At 46.5% G+C, this 15,009-nt stretch carries 18 protein-coding genes and 1 other RNA gene; 16 read left to right on the forward strand and 3 right to left on the reverse strand.

Going from position 1 to position 15,009, the window contains the following annotated elements:
- Positions 1 to 320 precede the first annotated feature (320 nt).
- From rnr to ssrA, 3 genes are all read left to right on the forward strand, one after another.
- On the forward strand, positions 321 to 3,098 hold the full coding sequence (gene rnr / locus DC345_RS18005) for a ribonuclease R (protein WP_113054229.1): 2,778 nt from the start codon (positions 321 to 323) through the stop codon (positions 3,096 to 3,098).
- Positions 3,099 to 3,278: 180 nt separating this feature from the next.
- Complete coding sequence (gene smpB / locus DC345_RS18010; protein ID WP_024629496.1) at positions 3,279 to 3,761, forward strand: SsrA-binding protein SmpB; 483 nt, start codon at positions 3,279 to 3,281, stop codon at positions 3,759 to 3,761.
- 674 nt (positions 3,762 to 4,435) lie between these two features.
- Positions 4,436 to 4,798, forward strand: a transfer-messenger RNA (tmRNA) gene (gene ssrA, locus DC345_RS18015).
- 66 nt (positions 4,799 to 4,864) lie between these two features.
- On the opposite strand, the gene DC345_RS18020 is transcribed toward ssrA, so the two are convergent.
- From DC345_RS18020 to DC345_RS18030, 3 genes are all read right to left on the reverse strand, one after another.
- Positions 4,865 to 6,310: a recombinase family protein gene (locus tag DC345_RS18020; protein ID WP_113054230.1), complete on the reverse strand. Its 1,446-nt coding sequence runs from the start codon at positions 6,308 to 6,310 to the stop codon at positions 4,865 to 4,867.
- A gap of 81 nt (positions 6,311 to 6,391) precedes the next feature.
- Complete coding sequence (locus tag DC345_RS18025; RefSeq protein WP_113054231.1) at positions 6,392 to 7,111, reverse strand: hypothetical protein; 720 nt, start codon at positions 7,109 to 7,111, stop codon at positions 6,392 to 6,394.
- Positions 7,112 to 7,498: 387 nt separating this feature from the next.
- The gene (locus DC345_RS18030) at positions 7,499 to 7,888 is read right to left on the reverse strand and encodes a helix-turn-helix domain-containing protein (RefSeq protein ID WP_113054232.1); all 390 of its coding nucleotides are present in this window, start codon (positions 7,886 to 7,888) and stop codon (positions 7,499 to 7,501) included.
- A 143-nt stretch (positions 7,889 to 8,031) separates the two neighbouring features.
- Here DC345_RS18030 and DC345_RS18035 point away from each other — a divergent pair, with 143 nt between their 5' ends.
- The 13 genes from DC345_RS18035 to DC345_RS18095 all read left to right on the forward strand — a co-directional run bounded on the left by DC345_RS18035 (position 8,032) and on the right by DC345_RS18095 (position 14,994).
- Positions 8,032 to 8,268 (forward strand): helix-turn-helix transcriptional regulator, encoded by a 237-nt coding sequence (locus tag DC345_RS18035; protein ID WP_113054233.1) that lies wholly within the window; start codon positions 8,032 to 8,034, stop codon positions 8,266 to 8,268.
- Entirely contained in the window at positions 8,268 to 8,405 is a 138-nt protein-coding gene (locus DC345_RS31775) for a hypothetical protein (RefSeq protein ID WP_181586635.1), read from the forward strand. The genes DC345_RS18035 and DC345_RS31775 overlap by 1 nt, the downstream gene beginning before the upstream one ends.
- 440 nt (positions 8,406 to 8,845) lie before the next feature.
- Positions 8,846 to 9,274 carry an XRE family transcriptional regulator gene (locus tag DC345_RS18045; RefSeq protein WP_258530706.1) on the forward strand — a complete coding sequence of 143 codons (429 nt, stop codon included), beginning with the start codon at positions 8,846 to 8,848 and terminating at the stop codon, positions 9,272 to 9,274.
- 10 nt (positions 9,275 to 9,284) lie between these two features.
- Positions 9,285 to 9,557 carry a hypothetical protein gene (locus tag DC345_RS18050; RefSeq protein ID WP_113054236.1) on the forward strand — a complete coding sequence of 91 codons (273 nt, stop codon included), beginning with the start codon at positions 9,285 to 9,287 and terminating at the stop codon, positions 9,555 to 9,557.
- The gene (locus DC345_RS18055) at positions 9,554 to 9,790 is read left to right on the forward strand and encodes a hypothetical protein (RefSeq protein WP_113054237.1); all 237 of its coding nucleotides are present in this window, start codon (positions 9,554 to 9,556) and stop codon (positions 9,788 to 9,790) included. The genes DC345_RS18050 and DC345_RS18055 overlap by 4 nt, the downstream gene beginning before the upstream one ends.
- Positions 9,791 to 9,921: 131 nt before the next feature.
- Positions 9,922 to 10,170, forward strand: a complete 249-nt coding sequence (locus DC345_RS18060; protein ID WP_113054238.1) for a hypothetical protein — start codon at positions 9,922 to 9,924, stop codon at positions 10,168 to 10,170.
- A 93-nt stretch (positions 10,171 to 10,263) separates the two neighbouring features.
- On the forward strand, positions 10,264 to 10,467 hold the full coding sequence (locus tag DC345_RS18065) for a hypothetical protein (protein ID WP_113054239.1): 204 nt from the start codon (positions 10,264 to 10,266) through the stop codon (positions 10,465 to 10,467).
- Positions 10,464 to 12,542 carry a hypothetical protein gene (locus DC345_RS18070; RefSeq protein WP_113054240.1) on the forward strand — a complete coding sequence of 693 codons (2,079 nt, stop codon included), beginning with the start codon at positions 10,464 to 10,466 and terminating at the stop codon, positions 12,540 to 12,542. Before DC345_RS18065 ends, DC345_RS18070 begins: the two co-directional genes overlap by 4 nt.
- Positions 12,543 to 13,619, forward strand: a complete 1,077-nt coding sequence (locus DC345_RS18075; RefSeq protein WP_181586636.1) for a hypothetical protein — start codon at positions 12,543 to 12,545, stop codon at positions 13,617 to 13,619. It abuts the gene before it with no gap.
- Positions 13,619 to 14,326 (forward strand): MBL fold metallo-hydrolase, encoded by a 708-nt coding sequence (locus DC345_RS18080; protein WP_113054241.1) that lies wholly within the window; start codon positions 13,619 to 13,621, stop codon positions 14,324 to 14,326. Before DC345_RS18075 ends, DC345_RS18080 begins: the two co-directional genes overlap by 1 nt.
- Positions 14,327 to 14,330: 4 nt before the next feature.
- Positions 14,331 to 14,519 carry a hypothetical protein gene (locus DC345_RS18085; RefSeq protein ID WP_113054242.1) on the forward strand — a complete coding sequence of 63 codons (189 nt, stop codon included), beginning with the start codon at positions 14,331 to 14,333 and terminating at the stop codon, positions 14,517 to 14,519.
- A 2-nt stretch (positions 14,520 to 14,521) separates the two neighbouring features.
- Entirely contained in the window at positions 14,522 to 14,716 is a 195-nt protein-coding gene (locus DC345_RS18090) for a hypothetical protein (protein ID WP_113054243.1), read from the forward strand.
- A complete protein-coding gene (locus DC345_RS18095; protein WP_090811624.1) occupies positions 14,713 to 14,994 on the forward strand; it encodes a hypothetical protein in 282 nt (93 codons plus the stop codon). The genes DC345_RS18090 and DC345_RS18095 overlap by 4 nt, the downstream gene beginning before the upstream one ends.
- Positions 14,995 to 15,009: the final 15 nt, after the last annotated feature.

Below are 15,009 nucleotides of genomic sequence, written 5' to 3' on the forward strand. Positions count from 1 at the left end.
TTCCGATCTTCGATTTCTGCTCACTTCCGTTCGGTTACCTTCCTACATATTCGCCCTGTTCTGGGCCGATTCTTTTCTGTCTTTTCGAGAGCAAAACACATGTAGCATAAATGCTGTTATGATGCATGAAAGCGCGGTTATGCAAGGGGCCATGCATGCTTGGTTTATTTTGCAGGGTACGGATGCGCCGGATTGAATTCGTGTATACTAGGGTATGAGATAGTGAGGCCTGAGTTAAATGGCTTTTCTATTGGTAAGGTTTCCGATACATAGAGAGATGAGACAAGATTACACTTTTATGTTTCCCGAGGTGAATATTAATGATAACAGAACAACAATTGCTCGACTTCATGCGGGAAACCGCTTATAAACCGATGACTTATCAGGAACTGGAACAGCACTTCGAGATTGAAGATGCGGCTGATTTCAAAGCCTTTTTAATTATGCTTAATACGCTGGAGGAATCCGGCAAAGTCTTGCTGACCCGCAATAACCGCTACGGTATGCCAGAACGTATGGATTTGGTGCGCGGACGTTTGCAGGCTCATGCGAAGGGGTTTGCTTTCCTCATCCCTGAGGATCGGGAGCACCCGGATGTGTACATCCACGCTAATGACATGAAAAGCGCGATGAATGGCGATACAGTATTTGTTAAAGTGACCTCTCAAGGTCCTTCCGGTGGGCGTTTGGAGGGTGAGATTGTCCGTATTGTTACCCGTGCTGTGACACAAGTTGTAGGTGTGTTCCAAAGCCATGAGGTGTACGGCTTCGTTATTCCGGACGACAAGCGGATTAACCGGGATATCTTCATCCCACGTACGAACTTTAATGGAGCTGTTGACGGGCAAAAAGTTGTTGCAAAAATCGTCAGCTATCCAGAGGGCCGGGCAGCAGCAGAAGGTGAAGTGATCGAGATTCTTGGTCATAAGGATGAACCGGGTATCGATATCCTGTCTGTAATCCGTAAACATCAGCTGCCTGAAGCCTTCCCGGATGAAGTGGTGGAAGAATCCGAAAAAGCACCCGATGCCATTACGGAAGAAGAAATTATCCAGCAAGGCCGCCGCGATCTGCGTGGACTGAATATCGTTACGATTGATGGTGAAGACGCGAAGGATCTCGATGACGCTGTTAACGTGGAGAAACTGCCTAACGGTAACTATCGTCTGGGCGTTCATATCGCCGATGTAGGCTATTATGTGCGGGAAAACTCCAAGCTGGACCAGGAGGCCTACAATCGCGGATGCAGCGTGTATCTGGTAGACCGTGTTATTCCGATGCTTCCGCAACGTTTGTCCAACGGGATCTGTAGTTTGAACCCACAGGTAGATCGCTTGACGTTATCTTGTGAGATGGAGTTCAACGACCAGATGAAGGTTGTGAAACACGACATTTTCACAAGTGTGATTAAGACCAAAGAGCGGATGACGTATTCCAACGTTCGTAAAATTCTTGAAGGTGAAGAGCCTGAATTGTTGGAGCGTTACAAGGATCTGGTGGACGATTTCCATCTGATGAAAGAGATTGCCTTGAAGCTTCGTGCGATGCGTATGCGCCGCGGTGCGGTTGACTTTGATTTTGAAGAATCCAAAATCATCGTGGATGCAGAATGCAAACCAGTGGATATCGTGAAACGGGAGCGTTCCATTGCAGAGCAAATCATTGAGGAATTCATGCTGGCAGCCAATGAAACGGTAGCAGAGCATTTCCACTGGTTGAAGGTTCCGTTCATCTATCGTGTGCATGAAGATCCAGATCAGGAAAAACTGCAAAATTTTCTCGCCTTTGCGGCGAATTTCGGACACCATGTCAAAGGACGTGGCAACGCGGTTCATCCACGGGCGCTTCAATCCCTGCTTGAGGATATAAACGGAACGAAGGAACAGACGGTTATCAGTACAATGATGCTGCGTTCCATGAAACAGGCGAAGTATGATTCCGAGATGTCCGGTCACTTTGGTCTGGCGGCAGAGTTCTACAGTCACTTTACATCACCGATCCGTCGTTATCCCGACCTCGTCATTCACCGTGTCATTCGGGAAGTGATTGAGAACAATGGGGCTTTGCCTGAGAACCGTCAGGAGTATTTGGCTGGTCGTATGGCCGATATTGCGCAGCAGTCTTCGGAGCGCGAGCGTGTGGCGGTTGAAGCTGAGCGGGATACAGAGAAAATGAAGAAAGCTGAGTACATGCTTGATAAGGTCGGGGAAGAGTTCGAAGGCATGATCAGCAGTGTAACCAGCTTCGGTATGTTCATTGAACTGGAGAATACGGTAGAAGGTTTGATTCGCCTGAGTGCGCTCACGGACGACTATTACCATTTTGACGATCAACATATGGCTCTGATTGGCGAACGTACCTCCAAAGTCTTCCGCATCGGTGATGAAGTGAAGATTCGCGTGGCGCGTGTAAGCATGGAAGAGTACACCATTGACTTTGAAATGGTCGACATGAAACCTCGCGGCGAACGTCCAGGTGGCTTCAGTGGCGGACGTGGCGGTAAAGGTGGCCGTCCTGCTGGTGGCGGCGGACGCGGCGGCGCGAAGAGTGGTTCTGGTGGATTCAGTGGCTCGCGTGGTGGTAAAGGTGCCCCTACTGGTGCTGGAGGCAGCCGTGGTGGCAGATCTGCAGATGAGAGCAGCAAAGGCGGACGTGGCGGTCGTAGCGGAGCTTCGAACACTGCGGGAAGCGCGGGTGGTAAAGGTGGCGGCAAACCGAGAGGTGAGCGTCGTGCTGGAGATGCCAGCGGAGCAACTGGCCGTAGCAAGGGAGCGGTAAGCTTTGGTTTCGGCTCGGGCAAAGGTGGTTATAGCTCTACAGCGGGTGGCCAGGAAGGCACTTCAACTGGTGGACAAGGGAATGTTCTGAACAGTGGCAGCAGTCGCGGTGAAGGTAGCTTCAAATCCGGTAAAGGCGGAGGTAAAGGTGGCAAAGGCGGTAGTGGACGCAAAAACACCTCACCTAGCGGTGTGTTTATCGGAGAAGGAGCTACACCGGGCGGTGTTCAGGAAGGCGGAGCACCACGCCGTAAGCGCAAAAAGAATAAAGGTGCATCTGCCAACGGAACGGCGGCTTTTGTACGGAAGAAGAAAAAGTAATCGCGTTTCGCTGAGCATGAAATGAGTGTAATGAGAAGAGGCGGCGCAGACCGCCTCTTTCTTGATTTTAACAGCGGTCCTTGCTACAATTAAGGTCTGGCATGTGGTACCTGAGGAAATGTGTGGTGCGCTGCTGTAGAGCATAGGTACCGGCTTATTTTACGGAGAAGGAGTGAGGACATGGGCAAGAATGATGGACAGAGTAAAGTGCTTGCACAGAATAAAAAGGCTTCCCATGACTACTTCATTGAAGATACGTATGAAGCGGGCATGGTGCTTACCGGAACGGAGATTAAATCTCTTCGTAACGGCCGTGCGAATATTGGTGATGCATTTGCCACGATTCGAAACGGTGAGATTCATATTCACAATATGCATATTAGTCCTTTTGAACAAGGGAACCGTCATAATCCAATTGATCCAACACGTACACGCAAACTGCTGATGCATAAAGTGCAGATTCACAAGTTGCTAGGGTTGTCGAAGCAGGACGGATACAGTATTGTACCGCTGAAGATCTATATTCGTAACGGGTATGCCAAGCTATTGCTCGGTCTGGGTAAAGGTAAGAAGCAGTACGATAAACGGGAGTCTGCAGCCAAACGCGACGCACAACGCGATATTCAACGGGTACTGCGCGAGAAGCAGAAGGTGGCTCGTTGATTGGGTTGCTGTGTGTTGAATTGCACGGGGTAGTTAGTTAGTGTGAGGCGCGAGTTATGTTAGAAATTTGGATCTCAAGTTTTGCCCGTAATGGGGTGGAGCTTGGGATTTTTTTGTATATTAGAGGTTCCTTGTTAAGGGGAAGCGGTGTAATGAGTTTGGCGCAACACGCTGATCTGCCGTGCGGGTATCTTTCAGATTATTGTTCCAGTTATGGTGGGAGATACACCCGTTGTTGCCGGGTACCATGTGAAAATTGCTTGTGAGTAGTATCGGTAAACTTTTTTTGATGATTGCTGGAAAGAATCGTTGCAGTATGTTTGCTTATGCTGCGTAGTTTGTTCGGATCGTGGGTAAGATAGTTAAGAAAAGTTGTTCATGCTCATGAATTGTCTGCACCTCGGTACTCAACTTTACTTCCCTTGAGGGACGCGGTATAATATGTAGACGCTTGAGCATCATATGTGTGTTGGTTAAACTTGCACAGTTGCTCAGCATGTTGGATCGTCTTCCAGCAATCTATACTATATCGGTGATTGGTCCTGTGTTATGATGTTCTTGTAGCAGACAGGAATGCCGAGTTTGAAAGAAACATCTTTTTACCTTGGAGGAAAAAGATGTGCAGCACCTTTGCTCCGTATTCACGGATTAATCCTGGAGCCCTTCTTATATGAGGGGGCGTTTATGGATTCGACGGGGATAGTTCGAGCATGGGTAGCGGGTAGTGGGGACGCGTCCACTTCATCAACGCTAAAGCCTATTAAACGGCAAACAACAAACAAACTACGCTTTCGCAGCCTAAGAAACTGTGTGCGTGCTTCTAACCTGCATCGCCCATGTGACAGGATTAGGGGCTAACAAGTAGTGGGATACGCTGTCACATCTCCGCCTGGGGTGTGCTGAAGAAGACAATCAGGCTGACCCAACGTATAGCCGGTTACGGGGCGATACTCGGGTGACATCAAAACTGTGACTACACCCGTAGAAGCTTATGTGTCGTTATCTTCGGACAGGGGTTCGACTCCCCTCGCCTCCAAGATGGTACTTAACGACTAAGTACTATGTTGAAGGCGTTTAGAGAAAATCTCCAAGAAAAAAAAGAATCAGACGGTGAGCATTTGAAGGATGCCCCACTTGTCTGATTCTTTTTTTATTACAATCTGACGGAACATAGACTGAACCAGTAGCTTTTGCGTCTCGGGTTCGATAAGGACCCAGTTATCTTTTAGGTTGGCCATCATGTCTTTAATCTCTTCGGTAGACAACTCGTTGATGTAATAATCCTCTTTCTCTTCGTATTGAGCAGTGATTGCCTTCATTCTTGCTTCTTCGTCGTCAATTAAGTTGGCATAATCATCAGGAGATAGTTTTCCATCACCGAGGGCAAGCATCCAGTTCTTCCGACGTCGATTGGAAACCTCAATTTCTTTCTGCAGCATTCGTTGATCACTCTTAGCCTGAGCGCTCGTTTTTTTGTCCTGAAGTTTTTTATTGGTGATCTGCAGTCGCTCGAAGACGAGCTGCTGAAGGTGATGTTCTGAAATCCCTGGAGCATCACAAGTTTTGTTTGAATACTGATTTCGGCAGCGGTAACTCCTATATACTCGTACGGTTCCATCTACGAGTGTCTGTCTTGACGCATTTCCAATGTATGTTGCCCCACATGCCCCGCATTTAACAATTCCTCCATACGGATAATCATAACTATGTTTGCTCATATGATTCTCTCCACGCCGCTCCATCATCTTACGTACCTTCAGGAAATCCTCCATAGATATAATTGCTTCATGTTCCCCAAGTTTGATGATTCTTTTGGATTCTTCCCACAGTACCGGCTTAAAGTGGTTATGTCCGGTGTACGTATGATTCTGCAGTACGATCCTTACGTACTTGCTGTCCCATACTCCACCTTCCTTACCACGGCTATGACCATTCATATGCTTTGCTATGGACACTACCCCTTTGCCAGCAAGGTACAGCTGGAATACTTCTTTAATCAGTTCTGCTTCGTATTCATTTACTATCAGCTTACGCTCTCCATCGATCACTTCGATATCGTACCCGAGAGGAGCCTTGGACATATGCAGCCCGCCGTTTTCCATCTTCTTGGTGAGACCCTTTAAAGTTTCCTCTCGAAGGTTGTCCGAATAGATTTCAGCGAAAATTCCGTTAAAGTAAAGGAAAGCTTTTCCCATTGGTGATTGTGTGTCGATTTCCTCGCTACCTAAGGAGGCTACGACGAACCGCTTATTAAGCTTGTTGATCAAGGCGATGAATTCGTACAGGTCACCCAGGTTCCGGCTTAAACGATCTAGCTTATGCACCAAGACAGCTTCAAATTTACCAGCTTTCATATCCTCAATCAGTCTTTGAATACCTGGCCGCTTTTTAATTGTTCTACCACTGATTCCTGGATCGGAATAGACACGGTATAGCTCCATTCCTTTCTTCTCCAGCAGCTCCATAAGTAAATCATGCTGTGCTTCCATGGAGAAGCCTTCCTCGTTCTGTCTATCGGTACTGACTCGAATGTATAAGGCTGCCTTCATCTAACTCACTCCTCGTAAGAATGTATGTTCGGTTTTTGGCGTGAAAGAAAAGCCCCGAAGGGCCTATCTGTTGTTAGTTAATTATTGGACTTTTTGAACTGTAGAAACGGCCAACATAATAGCATTCGTAGTTCCACCACTTATATTGTCAAAAGAATACACTGCTGTAGGAACTCCGCGCATTGTCACGTCATCACCGTCAAGAATGTCTCCTGTTGAATTATTATAATAACCGATCAAGGAGTTCCCGGATTCGTCCATGATATGTATAGACGCTACAGTACCGAAATCTGTTTCTTCTTCTTGTACTTGCACAACGGTACCCGTTACTTTTACCATCTTATCAAGGTAAGGAGTAATATTTTTAAAGAGGTGCTTCGAAGTGATTTTACTATCTACTTCCTTAGTTGCAGCTTTTTTTGTTTCAGCAGTTACAGCTGGAAAGAGATCAGCATTCTTTACCAAGTAATCATATGTCTTTTGGTCAACAGCGCCACCCTCTACAAGATTAGGAACAACTAAACTCATCATTTCCGCGGTAACAGCACTTTTAGTTTCTGGTTCTTGCGTTTCTTTGCTCACCTCAGTAGCTGCAGTTTCAACTTCGGAAGCTTCTTTTTCAGCTAACTCTTTTTTCAAAGCTTCTGCTTCTTCTTTTAGTTTCTGGTTTTCTGCTTCAATTTCTGTTTGTTTGGTATCTGTTTGGCTGGCTTGCGAAGAAGAATTCTCCTTTGTATCTCCGCATGCTGATAATACTGCTACAAGTGCAAAAACCATAGTAAATAAAGCTACTTTTTTCATCTTTCTATACCTTCTCTTTTCTCTGTCCCATCGGTTGGGGAATTTGCTCGTACATTAGTGTTGTATATGTAAACATCACTTCGTAAAGACGATATACGAGATGATGGTAAAACTGTTGTTTAAATGCAGCCGTTCTTCAGATGTAACTCTTTACTCCAGTATGAGCCAATTAATACCGTTCCTGTGCTGATCCACAGATATAATTATCAAGAAATAACTGATGAGGATTTACCAATCATAGGAGCACATGTTAGAATAAAATAGGAACAAGTGTTCTATTTTTTTTATCATGAAACAGGAACGGAAGTGGCAGCATGGACCAAGAGCAAACAGAAGAATACGAAGTTAAGGACATTTTTGAAGAACTTGGATTTGAACTACCAGGCATTATTCTTGATTTGCTTTGTAACGAGCATAAGAAATAATTTCTCTTATAGCATCATCTGATAACACATTACCTTCGTGGCGCAACATTCCTTTTAGTTTCAAAATTGCTTCATCGTCAGCTAATTCAATTGCACTAAGGAATTCTTTTACTCCTTTTGAAATAACCTTAGATGTACCTTGATTTGTATCACTAGTTCTTCCTAGTAAGTAATCTGTGGTTACCTCAAAACGGTCCGCAACATCATTAATAAATTTAAATGACGGTTCCCGTTCGTCTCTTTCATACATACCAATCGCGCTTTCACTGACCTTGAATATTGTAGCAAGGTCTTTTTGCGTTAGATTGTTTCCCGTGCGGATTGCACGTAACTTTTGCCCAAAAGTGGCCATTAATTATCACCCATTCATAATATTAACACAATACGTGTTAAAAAATATCAAGAGACACGAAACGTGTTGACACCACATAATGTGTTCTATATAATAAGATCAACAACACGAAATGTGTTTTTTGAAAGGTGGGGCAAACAACTATGAAACAATTGATAGCTAAGCGACTCATAGAGCTTCGAGGGGATACCAGCAGAGAAGAAACATCACATGCTATAGGAATCAGCGTTAGTGCGTTGCAAATGTATGAAAATGCCCAGCGGATTCCGAAAGACGAAATTAAAATACGAATTGCCAATTACTATAAGAAAACAGTACAGGAGATTTTTTTTGACTCTGAACCGCACGAAACGTGTTCTTTTCAGAAAGGAGCGAGCTAATGAACAAACCTAAACAGCCGGATACGACCAAGATCATTATTGATACAGGCGTGTTTGACCGCGAATTAGTCGAAAGAGCGTGTCGTGAAATCAAGGCTAATAAAGAAAAGCTCGGCTCCAAGAAATCAGTCAAGTGAGGTGAAGCAAATGCGATTTTATTGGATCAAAAACACATCCCGAGCATGCTTCATTGCTGCTGTAGTCACCAGAGTTAATGTTGGCAAAATGACAATCGATCATGCTATAGACCACACATTATCACTTGAACGGCAATGTAAAAATCCACACCTTATATCACAACGAGAAATTAAACGGCTCAAGAAAGAAGCTGAAGCGATGATCCGCAAGATACAAGAAACCCGCCGAGCTGTACCGGCTGGCGGGCGATGAAGGGATCAAGGGAACAGGGGAAGACCTTACAACTCAATACTACATCAACCCTCTGTCCAACTTCATCTAATTAAATTGGACAAAGGAGACCTAAAAAAATATGTCAATTGGACACTTTCCCAGTGCGTTAGAAGAAGTTATGAAACGTACGGGTGACACTCTGGCAAAGGCTGGACAAGCAGTGCACATGGATGGATCTCAGATAGGTAAAGTGCTTAAAGGCACACGCAATCCATCGAAAGAGCTTATGCGAAATGCGGCTGAACATTACGATGATGGCCAGTTATACATTGCAGCGGCTGGGGAGGTAACAGGCGGTGCGTTTGCTCCCTGGCTGGACAATGTGGATTTACATAGGGCAAGCGTCTTATTCAAGACGGTGGAAGAGGTAAAGGAAGTTTTGGCCCTATCATCCGAGGCACCGATCAACAAGACGGGCGACCAGCTCACCGAAGCTGATAGGCAGATCATGAAGCGGCTGCTGATGGAAACGGTCGAAGCGATCACAGCATTAACGCATTTCGCGGCTGTACTATGCAAGGAATATTCATTCAGTTGGCTTGCGACTTGGAAAGAACACAGGGCCGACCTAAAGGCCAAAAAATACATGAAATGAGGTTGATTGAATGTCTCGTGAACAACTGGCATATGAAGCATTGCAGGCTGGGAAGAACTCGAAGCACAATCTGAATCTGATTCGAAAACAACCTGAAAGATTGTTGCCTGGGCAAATGGAGAATGCAGAGGATTACTTGAATCGGATGATCCGGTTCGCAGATGTGGAAATAAAAAATGCCCGCCTGGCACGGCGGACACTCACGTTGAGAACTCGATTAAAGTCTCTTCTGCTGCTCATTTTAACTGCTCCCTCGGATAAACGCAAGGGGGAATCGGTGTGAGTGATCAATTATACATCCAAATCATTGTTAATTACGTTGAGTCAGCCAAGGCCCTCCGCCAGAACACGGCGGATGTGACAGCATTCAATGGGTCTGTTCAGGGAACGGACTTCGAAGCTCTCTGGCAGGAACGGGATATGATTTTTCACCGCTGGCAGAACGCTGCTTCAAGTTTGCGCGAATTGCCGCCAAAATACATGGCGCAGGCTGTGGCAGAGATTGAAAAGATTTAACGATTAAAGTTATGGACAGGCCATTGTCGGCCTTGTCTCACTGCTTGCGGGACGGGTTTCATAACCAACTCCCGTTCCGTTGGCGGTGAGATGCGGCTGACGCATCAATACATATGAAGGGAGGATAACACGTGCAAATTATTCATCGGCTTACCGTTGTAAGCAATCCCACGCGTGTTTTTGAAGTGGGAACCGAGATTGATGGCCGTGAGGTCATTGAGATCAAACAAATGGGGTGCGAATATTCCGATCATGTGCATTCTGAATTTTATGTGTTGGATGAGAACGGTCAACTGATTACAAGCGTTGAGAACGCCCCAGTCATTGTTGATTGGAAGACGATCGCAGAAGACGGACCTGTTCCAGAAAATGAAAAATGACCGCGGGCTAGGCGGTCAACCTGATCTTTCAAAACTAAATATGGATACACGGTCATCTTACCATGGGTGGCCGTTCCAAACAAGGAGGACGTTATGAGTAAAACGACTGCTATCACTGTCGATTTATCCGCTCAAACCATTGACGCTGCTGTTAAACCAGCTATGCACTATACGCCTGCAATCCTTTCAGTCTCCGGTACATTCGGTTCTGTTGAACTGATGGCCGATGACGATCAACTTGCAGCTGTAGCAAATGCGATCAGCCAGCACTTCAAATCAAAGGAGAAGAGCGCATGAGACATATCACTTTAATTTCCCTGACCCTGCGTAATTTTAAAGGGTTGCGGGATTTTGTATTGGAAGCTGACGGTCGCAGTGTTTCTGCTTACGGCGACAACGCCACTGGTAAGACAACGTTGTTTGATGGGTTTGTATGGACGCTGTTCGGTAAAGACAGCCAGAATCGGACGGACTTTGAAATCAAAGGTCTGGATGAAGCCGGGAAAGTAGCTGAACACGGCCTACAACATGAGGTTGAAGCAGTCCTGATGGTTGATCGTCGCCGTCGTTCCTTCAAAAAAGTGTTTGCCGAGAAATGGACGCGTAAGCGTGGACAAGCAACGGGGGAGTTTAACGGACACTCGACAGATTATTACGTCGATGGCGTACCAGTTAAGCAAGGGCAGTACAAAGCCGAAGTCGATGGGCTGATCAGTGAGGACATTTTCAAACTGCTGACAAGTCCTTCTTACTTTAACGAGATTCTTAAACCGGATGCCCGCCGTAAAGTGCTCCTGGATGTGTGTGGCGAAATGACAGATGCCGAAATAATTGCAGGCAACAAGCAATTGACACCGCTGGCCGAAATCCTGGGAGGTCGAAGCCTTGAGGATCACCGCAAGGTGATCGCAGCTCGTCGGACTGAAATCAATAAGGAGCTTGAGAAGATCCCGGTTCGCATCGATGAAGCTCGTCGGAGTATGCCAGACGTGTCCGATCTGGACGCTGAACTGCTTCAGGAGGACATCGAAACGATGCGCAGCAGGGTGGATGCCAAGACAGCCGAACTTCAACGGATTCAATCCGGTGGTGAGTTGTCGACTAAGGAGATTCGCTTGCGTGAAATCAATGCGGAGTTGGCCGAAATCAAGCAAGTGATCCAGGCAGATGGCTTACAGGCAGTTGCTGGCCAACGTGGATGGGTCATGCAACTAAAAGGCGAATCTAGTGAGCTACAATCCCGGTTGAACGCGGGACAACGCGAGGCAGAACGCTATAAAGGACAGATCACTCGTGCTGATAGCCAGATTACAAGGCTGCGGGCAGAATGGACTTCCCTTGATAGTCTCCAGTATCCGGTACACGAACACGAACATGATGCCAACTGCCCTACATGTGGACAAGCACTCCCGGATGATCAAGTGCAGTCTGCTAAGGACAAAGCATTGGAAGCATTTAATCTGGACAAGTCAAAACGTCTTGAAGCAATAAGCGCTGACGGTAAGCTTGCTGCAGCAGAGAAAAATGAACTGGAAAAGGCATTGAAAACACTTGAAGGCGAGTTGACCAATCTGCAGGAGGAAATTGCATCGAAGGCAGCAGAAATCACGGCAGCTGAAGCAACCCTGCAAAGCTTACAATTCAACATTGCTGATCCGGCTGACAATACCAAGTACCAGTCCAAGCAACGGGAAGCAGAGCAAATCCGTTCTGAGATCGAGCAGCTGCGTTCTTCCGCTGCTGACGCTATGGGCAGGGTACAAGCCGAGATCCGAATCCTTCGCGGTCAGGTTGACGACCTAGAAGCAGACAAGGCTAAGTTGGCAACAGTAGCGGCTACTGAAAAGCGAATCACTGAGTTGAGCGAGGAAGAGCGGAAGCTTGCAGCGGAGTTTGAAAAGCTGGAACACGAGCTATTCCTTACGGAAGAATTTACCCGGACGAAAGTCAGCATGCTTGAATCCAAGATCAACAGCAAATTCAAATATGCCCGGTTCAGACTCTTTGAGGAACAAATCAATGGTGGTCTGAAGGATGTCTGTAAGACGTTGTATAACGGCGTTCCTTATGAAGGTGGCCTGAATAACGCTGCTCGAATCAACGTTGGATTGGACATCATCAACACGCTTGGACAGCATTACGGATTCTCAGCACCAATATTCGTGGATAACGCTGAGGCAGTAACGCAATTGATTGATACAGACGCCCAAATGATTCGTTTGGTTGTTCCACCAACGTTCCGTAGTTTGCCAAAAGAGACACAAAAAGAACTGGCTAAGCTACATGGCAGTTATGAAGATGCTGAAGCTGCTTGGAGAGATAGAAACAAGAAGCTCCGATTGGAGCATAACGACATCCAGGAGGCGATCTAATTGAGCGATTATTCAACAACGCTAACCAAGGTAAACGATAACTACTTCCCTATGATCGAGCGTCAGCTCACCGGGAACGGCATCAAAATGGACGAATACGCAAAATCTTGTGTCTTGAATGCCATTTCTGCAATCAATGGTGCATTAGATGCTAAAGGAATCAGCTGGAATGATGATCAACTTGATAAGAGCAACATCACACAAATTCTACTTCAAACCGCTTCGTTGAAACTCAACGCGGCGGCTAGTCCACGGGAAGTTTACTTCCAAGTTCGAAACTCGAAGGTAAAAGTCGGTGATAAAGACGTTTGGAAAAAGTCTATTGAAATGGGGATTGAAGGTGATGGCAATGATGCCATCCTCGCTCGCTATGGACGTGATGTGAAGAAGGTCGGGCAGTTCTGGCTTGTACGTGAGGGTGATGACTTCACTTATCCGGAATACACCGGATTCGACGTTGTTCCCCCGACGTGGCGGCCAAAGGGTAAAGGCGATGTGGTGAGGGTGGTATATCCCATCATGAAGAAAGATGGGACCATTGAATTTCATATTTCCGAAAGGGACGATGTTGTCCGCAATCTGCTTGCGCATATGAATAACACCATGATGAATGAGACTTTCGGAATTTGTGCTGATCGTTTTAAGGCTAAGCCCGATGAACGTAAGCAGATCGCAGCCAAGAAGTCGGATATCCTTCAAAAAGCAAAGTCGATGGGTCTTGGTGCATTAGATGATCCTGAACTTCAGCAATATATGAGCCCAGCCTGGAGCGAGCCGCAAAGCCGTGAGTCCATGCTGATCAGGAAGATGCGGAACAACGTTGTGAAAAAGATCCCGAAAGACTTTGGGAATGCGCTTGTTGAACTGACATACACCGAAGCGACTGATGACTCTTACAACGAGGTTCAACGAGAGATTGCGGAACGTGCCAATACTGAGCCGATCGATATTTCACCGCCGCCGGGTCAACCAGGTGAAGAGAATGATCAGCAACCCGATTCTGAGCAACATGAGGAACAACGGGAGATGGACTTCGGAACTGATGATCAACCCACTAACGATGGACCAGGCTTCTGATGATAGAGATTACTTCTCTCGGCTCCAGTAGCGCGGGTAACGCCTACCGAATTACGGACGGGAAAACTCCGCTTCTGCTGGACGCAGGGCTTCGGTATAAGGACATTCAGCGCGGTCTTGCCTTCCGTGTGTCGGAGCTGGCAGGATGCCTTGTGAGTCATGATCACGGCGACCATAGCATCGCTATCAAGGATCTGATCAAGGCAGGCGTGGACATTTACACCAGTTCCGGTACCGCGGAAGCCTTACGGATAGACAGTCATCGTGTGCGGCGTGTATCGGCACTTGAGCCATGCACCATTGGTACCTGGTCAATTCTACCCTTTGATGTTCAGCATGACGTAGCGGAGCCCTTGGGGTTCCTCTTGGCTAATACAGCAGGGGACAAGCTTCTGTTCGCGACAGACACCTATTATATTAAGCATCGATTTGTAGGCCTGACTCACATCATGGTGGAGTGCAATTATTCTATTCAGATCCTTAATCAAAATATTGCCGCTGGCCGTGTGCCGGCGGTCATGAAACATAGATTGTTACGTTCTCACTTCTCGCTCGAGAACGTGAAGGAATTCATCCGAGCAAATGACATGCGGCGTGTGCAAGAGATTCACTTGCTACACCTCTCGGACAACAACAGCGACGAAGCATTGTTTAAACGGGAAATAGCGGCCATTACAGGCAAGCAAGTGTATGTAGCGGGTAGGTGATCGCATGGACGATTTGACAGGCAAACCGCTTCTCAAAAGCATGATGGGCAAACGGATATGGCAGCTGTTTGATACAGACAAAACAGCATTTCAACGGGAAACACGAGCGTACTTTGAACGTGGTTACCCGGATTGGGAGGTCAAGCGGGTCAAGTATCCGCACGTATTCTTACAACACAGAAAGGGGCAATGAATATGGCAAGCGTTAAGCAAATATCCGTAGGGATCTCATTCACAAAAAATTTGGGGAATTTCCAAAGCCTCAAGGTGGATGCAAGTGTAAACATGGAACTTCAGCCGGGAGACAATCCAGAAGTTGTCTATGAAAATGCTTGGGCTACTGTTCAAGATCAGATTCGTAAGGGATTGGGGAAGGGGCAACCAAAGTGAGCAATCAACAACAGCTAAGCTTGAATGTATTTGAAGGCATGGAAAAGTTGCTTGATGAAGCGACTACTGCAGGGCCAGGTGCAACAGTTGATTATTTTAGGGCTGCAGCATATGCGCTTGGTGCTCAAATGGCTGTGGTTGGTGAACGTGATAAGATGCCTGATTTCCTTAACATTGTTGTCTCTGAGTTGAGTACGGGGGTTGAAGTTGGGATGCTCACCACACATGGAGTTGAATGTAAACTCGGTGCCGAAATCAATTCAATAATCAGATCATAGCACTAACGAGGGGAT

Origin of the sequence: Paenibacillus taichungensis (genome assembly GCF_003287275.1) — a bacterium.
GTDB lineage: Bacteria > Bacillota > Bacilli > Paenibacillales > Paenibacillaceae > Paenibacillus > Paenibacillus taichungensis_A.

What these genes read in the sequence shown, in the direction of transcription:
- DC345_RS18065 (WP_113054239.1), top strand. Translation starts at nt 10,264, where the DNA reads ATGAGTAAAACGACTGCTATCACTGTCGATTTATCCGCTCAAACCATT.
- DC345_RS18045 (WP_258530706.1), top strand. Translation starts at nt 8,846, where the DNA reads ATGGATGGATCTCAGATAGGTAAAGTGCTTAAAGGCACACGCAATCCA.
- DC345_RS18085 (WP_113054242.1), top strand. Translation starts at nt 14,331, where the DNA reads ATGGACGATTTGACAGGCAAACCGCTTCTCAAAAGCATGATGGGCAAA.
- DC345_RS18050 (WP_113054236.1), top strand. Translation starts at nt 9,285, where the DNA reads ATGTCTCGTGAACAACTGGCATATGAAGCATTGCAGGCTGGGAAGAAC.
- DC345_RS31775 (WP_181586635.1), top strand. Translation starts at nt 8,268, where the DNA reads ATGAACAAACCTAAACAGCCGGATACGACCAAGATCATTATTGATACA.
- DC345_RS18025 (WP_113054231.1), bottom strand. Translation starts at nt 7,111, where the DNA reads ATGAAAAAAGTAGCTTTATTTACTATGGTTTTTGCACTTGTAGCAGTA.
- DC345_RS18035 (WP_113054233.1), top strand. Translation starts at nt 8,032, where the DNA reads ATGAAACAATTGATAGCTAAGCGACTCATAGAGCTTCGAGGGGATACC.
- smpB (WP_024629496.1), top strand. Translation starts at nt 3,279, where the DNA reads ATGGGCAAGAATGATGGACAGAGTAAAGTGCTTGCACAGAATAAAAAG.
- DC345_RS18020 (WP_113054230.1), bottom strand. Translation starts at nt 6,310, where the DNA reads ATGAAGGCAGCCTTATACATTCGAGTCAGTACCGATAGACAGAACGAG.
- rnr (WP_113054229.1), top strand. Translation starts at nt 321, where the DNA reads ATGATAACAGAACAACAATTGCTCGACTTCATGCGGGAAACCGCTTAT.
- DC345_RS18070 (WP_113054240.1), top strand. Translation starts at nt 10,464, where the DNA reads ATGAGACATATCACTTTAATTTCCCTGACCCTGCGTAATTTTAAAGGG.
- DC345_RS18080 (WP_113054241.1), top strand. Translation starts at nt 13,619, where the DNA reads ATGATAGAGATTACTTCTCTCGGCTCCAGTAGCGCGGGTAACGCCTAC.
- DC345_RS18030 (WP_113054232.1), bottom strand. Translation starts at nt 7,888, where the DNA reads ATGGCCACTTTTGGGCAAAAGTTACGTGCAATCCGCACGGGAAACAAT.
- DC345_RS18090 (WP_113054243.1), top strand. Translation starts at nt 14,522, where the DNA reads ATGGCAAGCGTTAAGCAAATATCCGTAGGGATCTCATTCACAAAAAAT.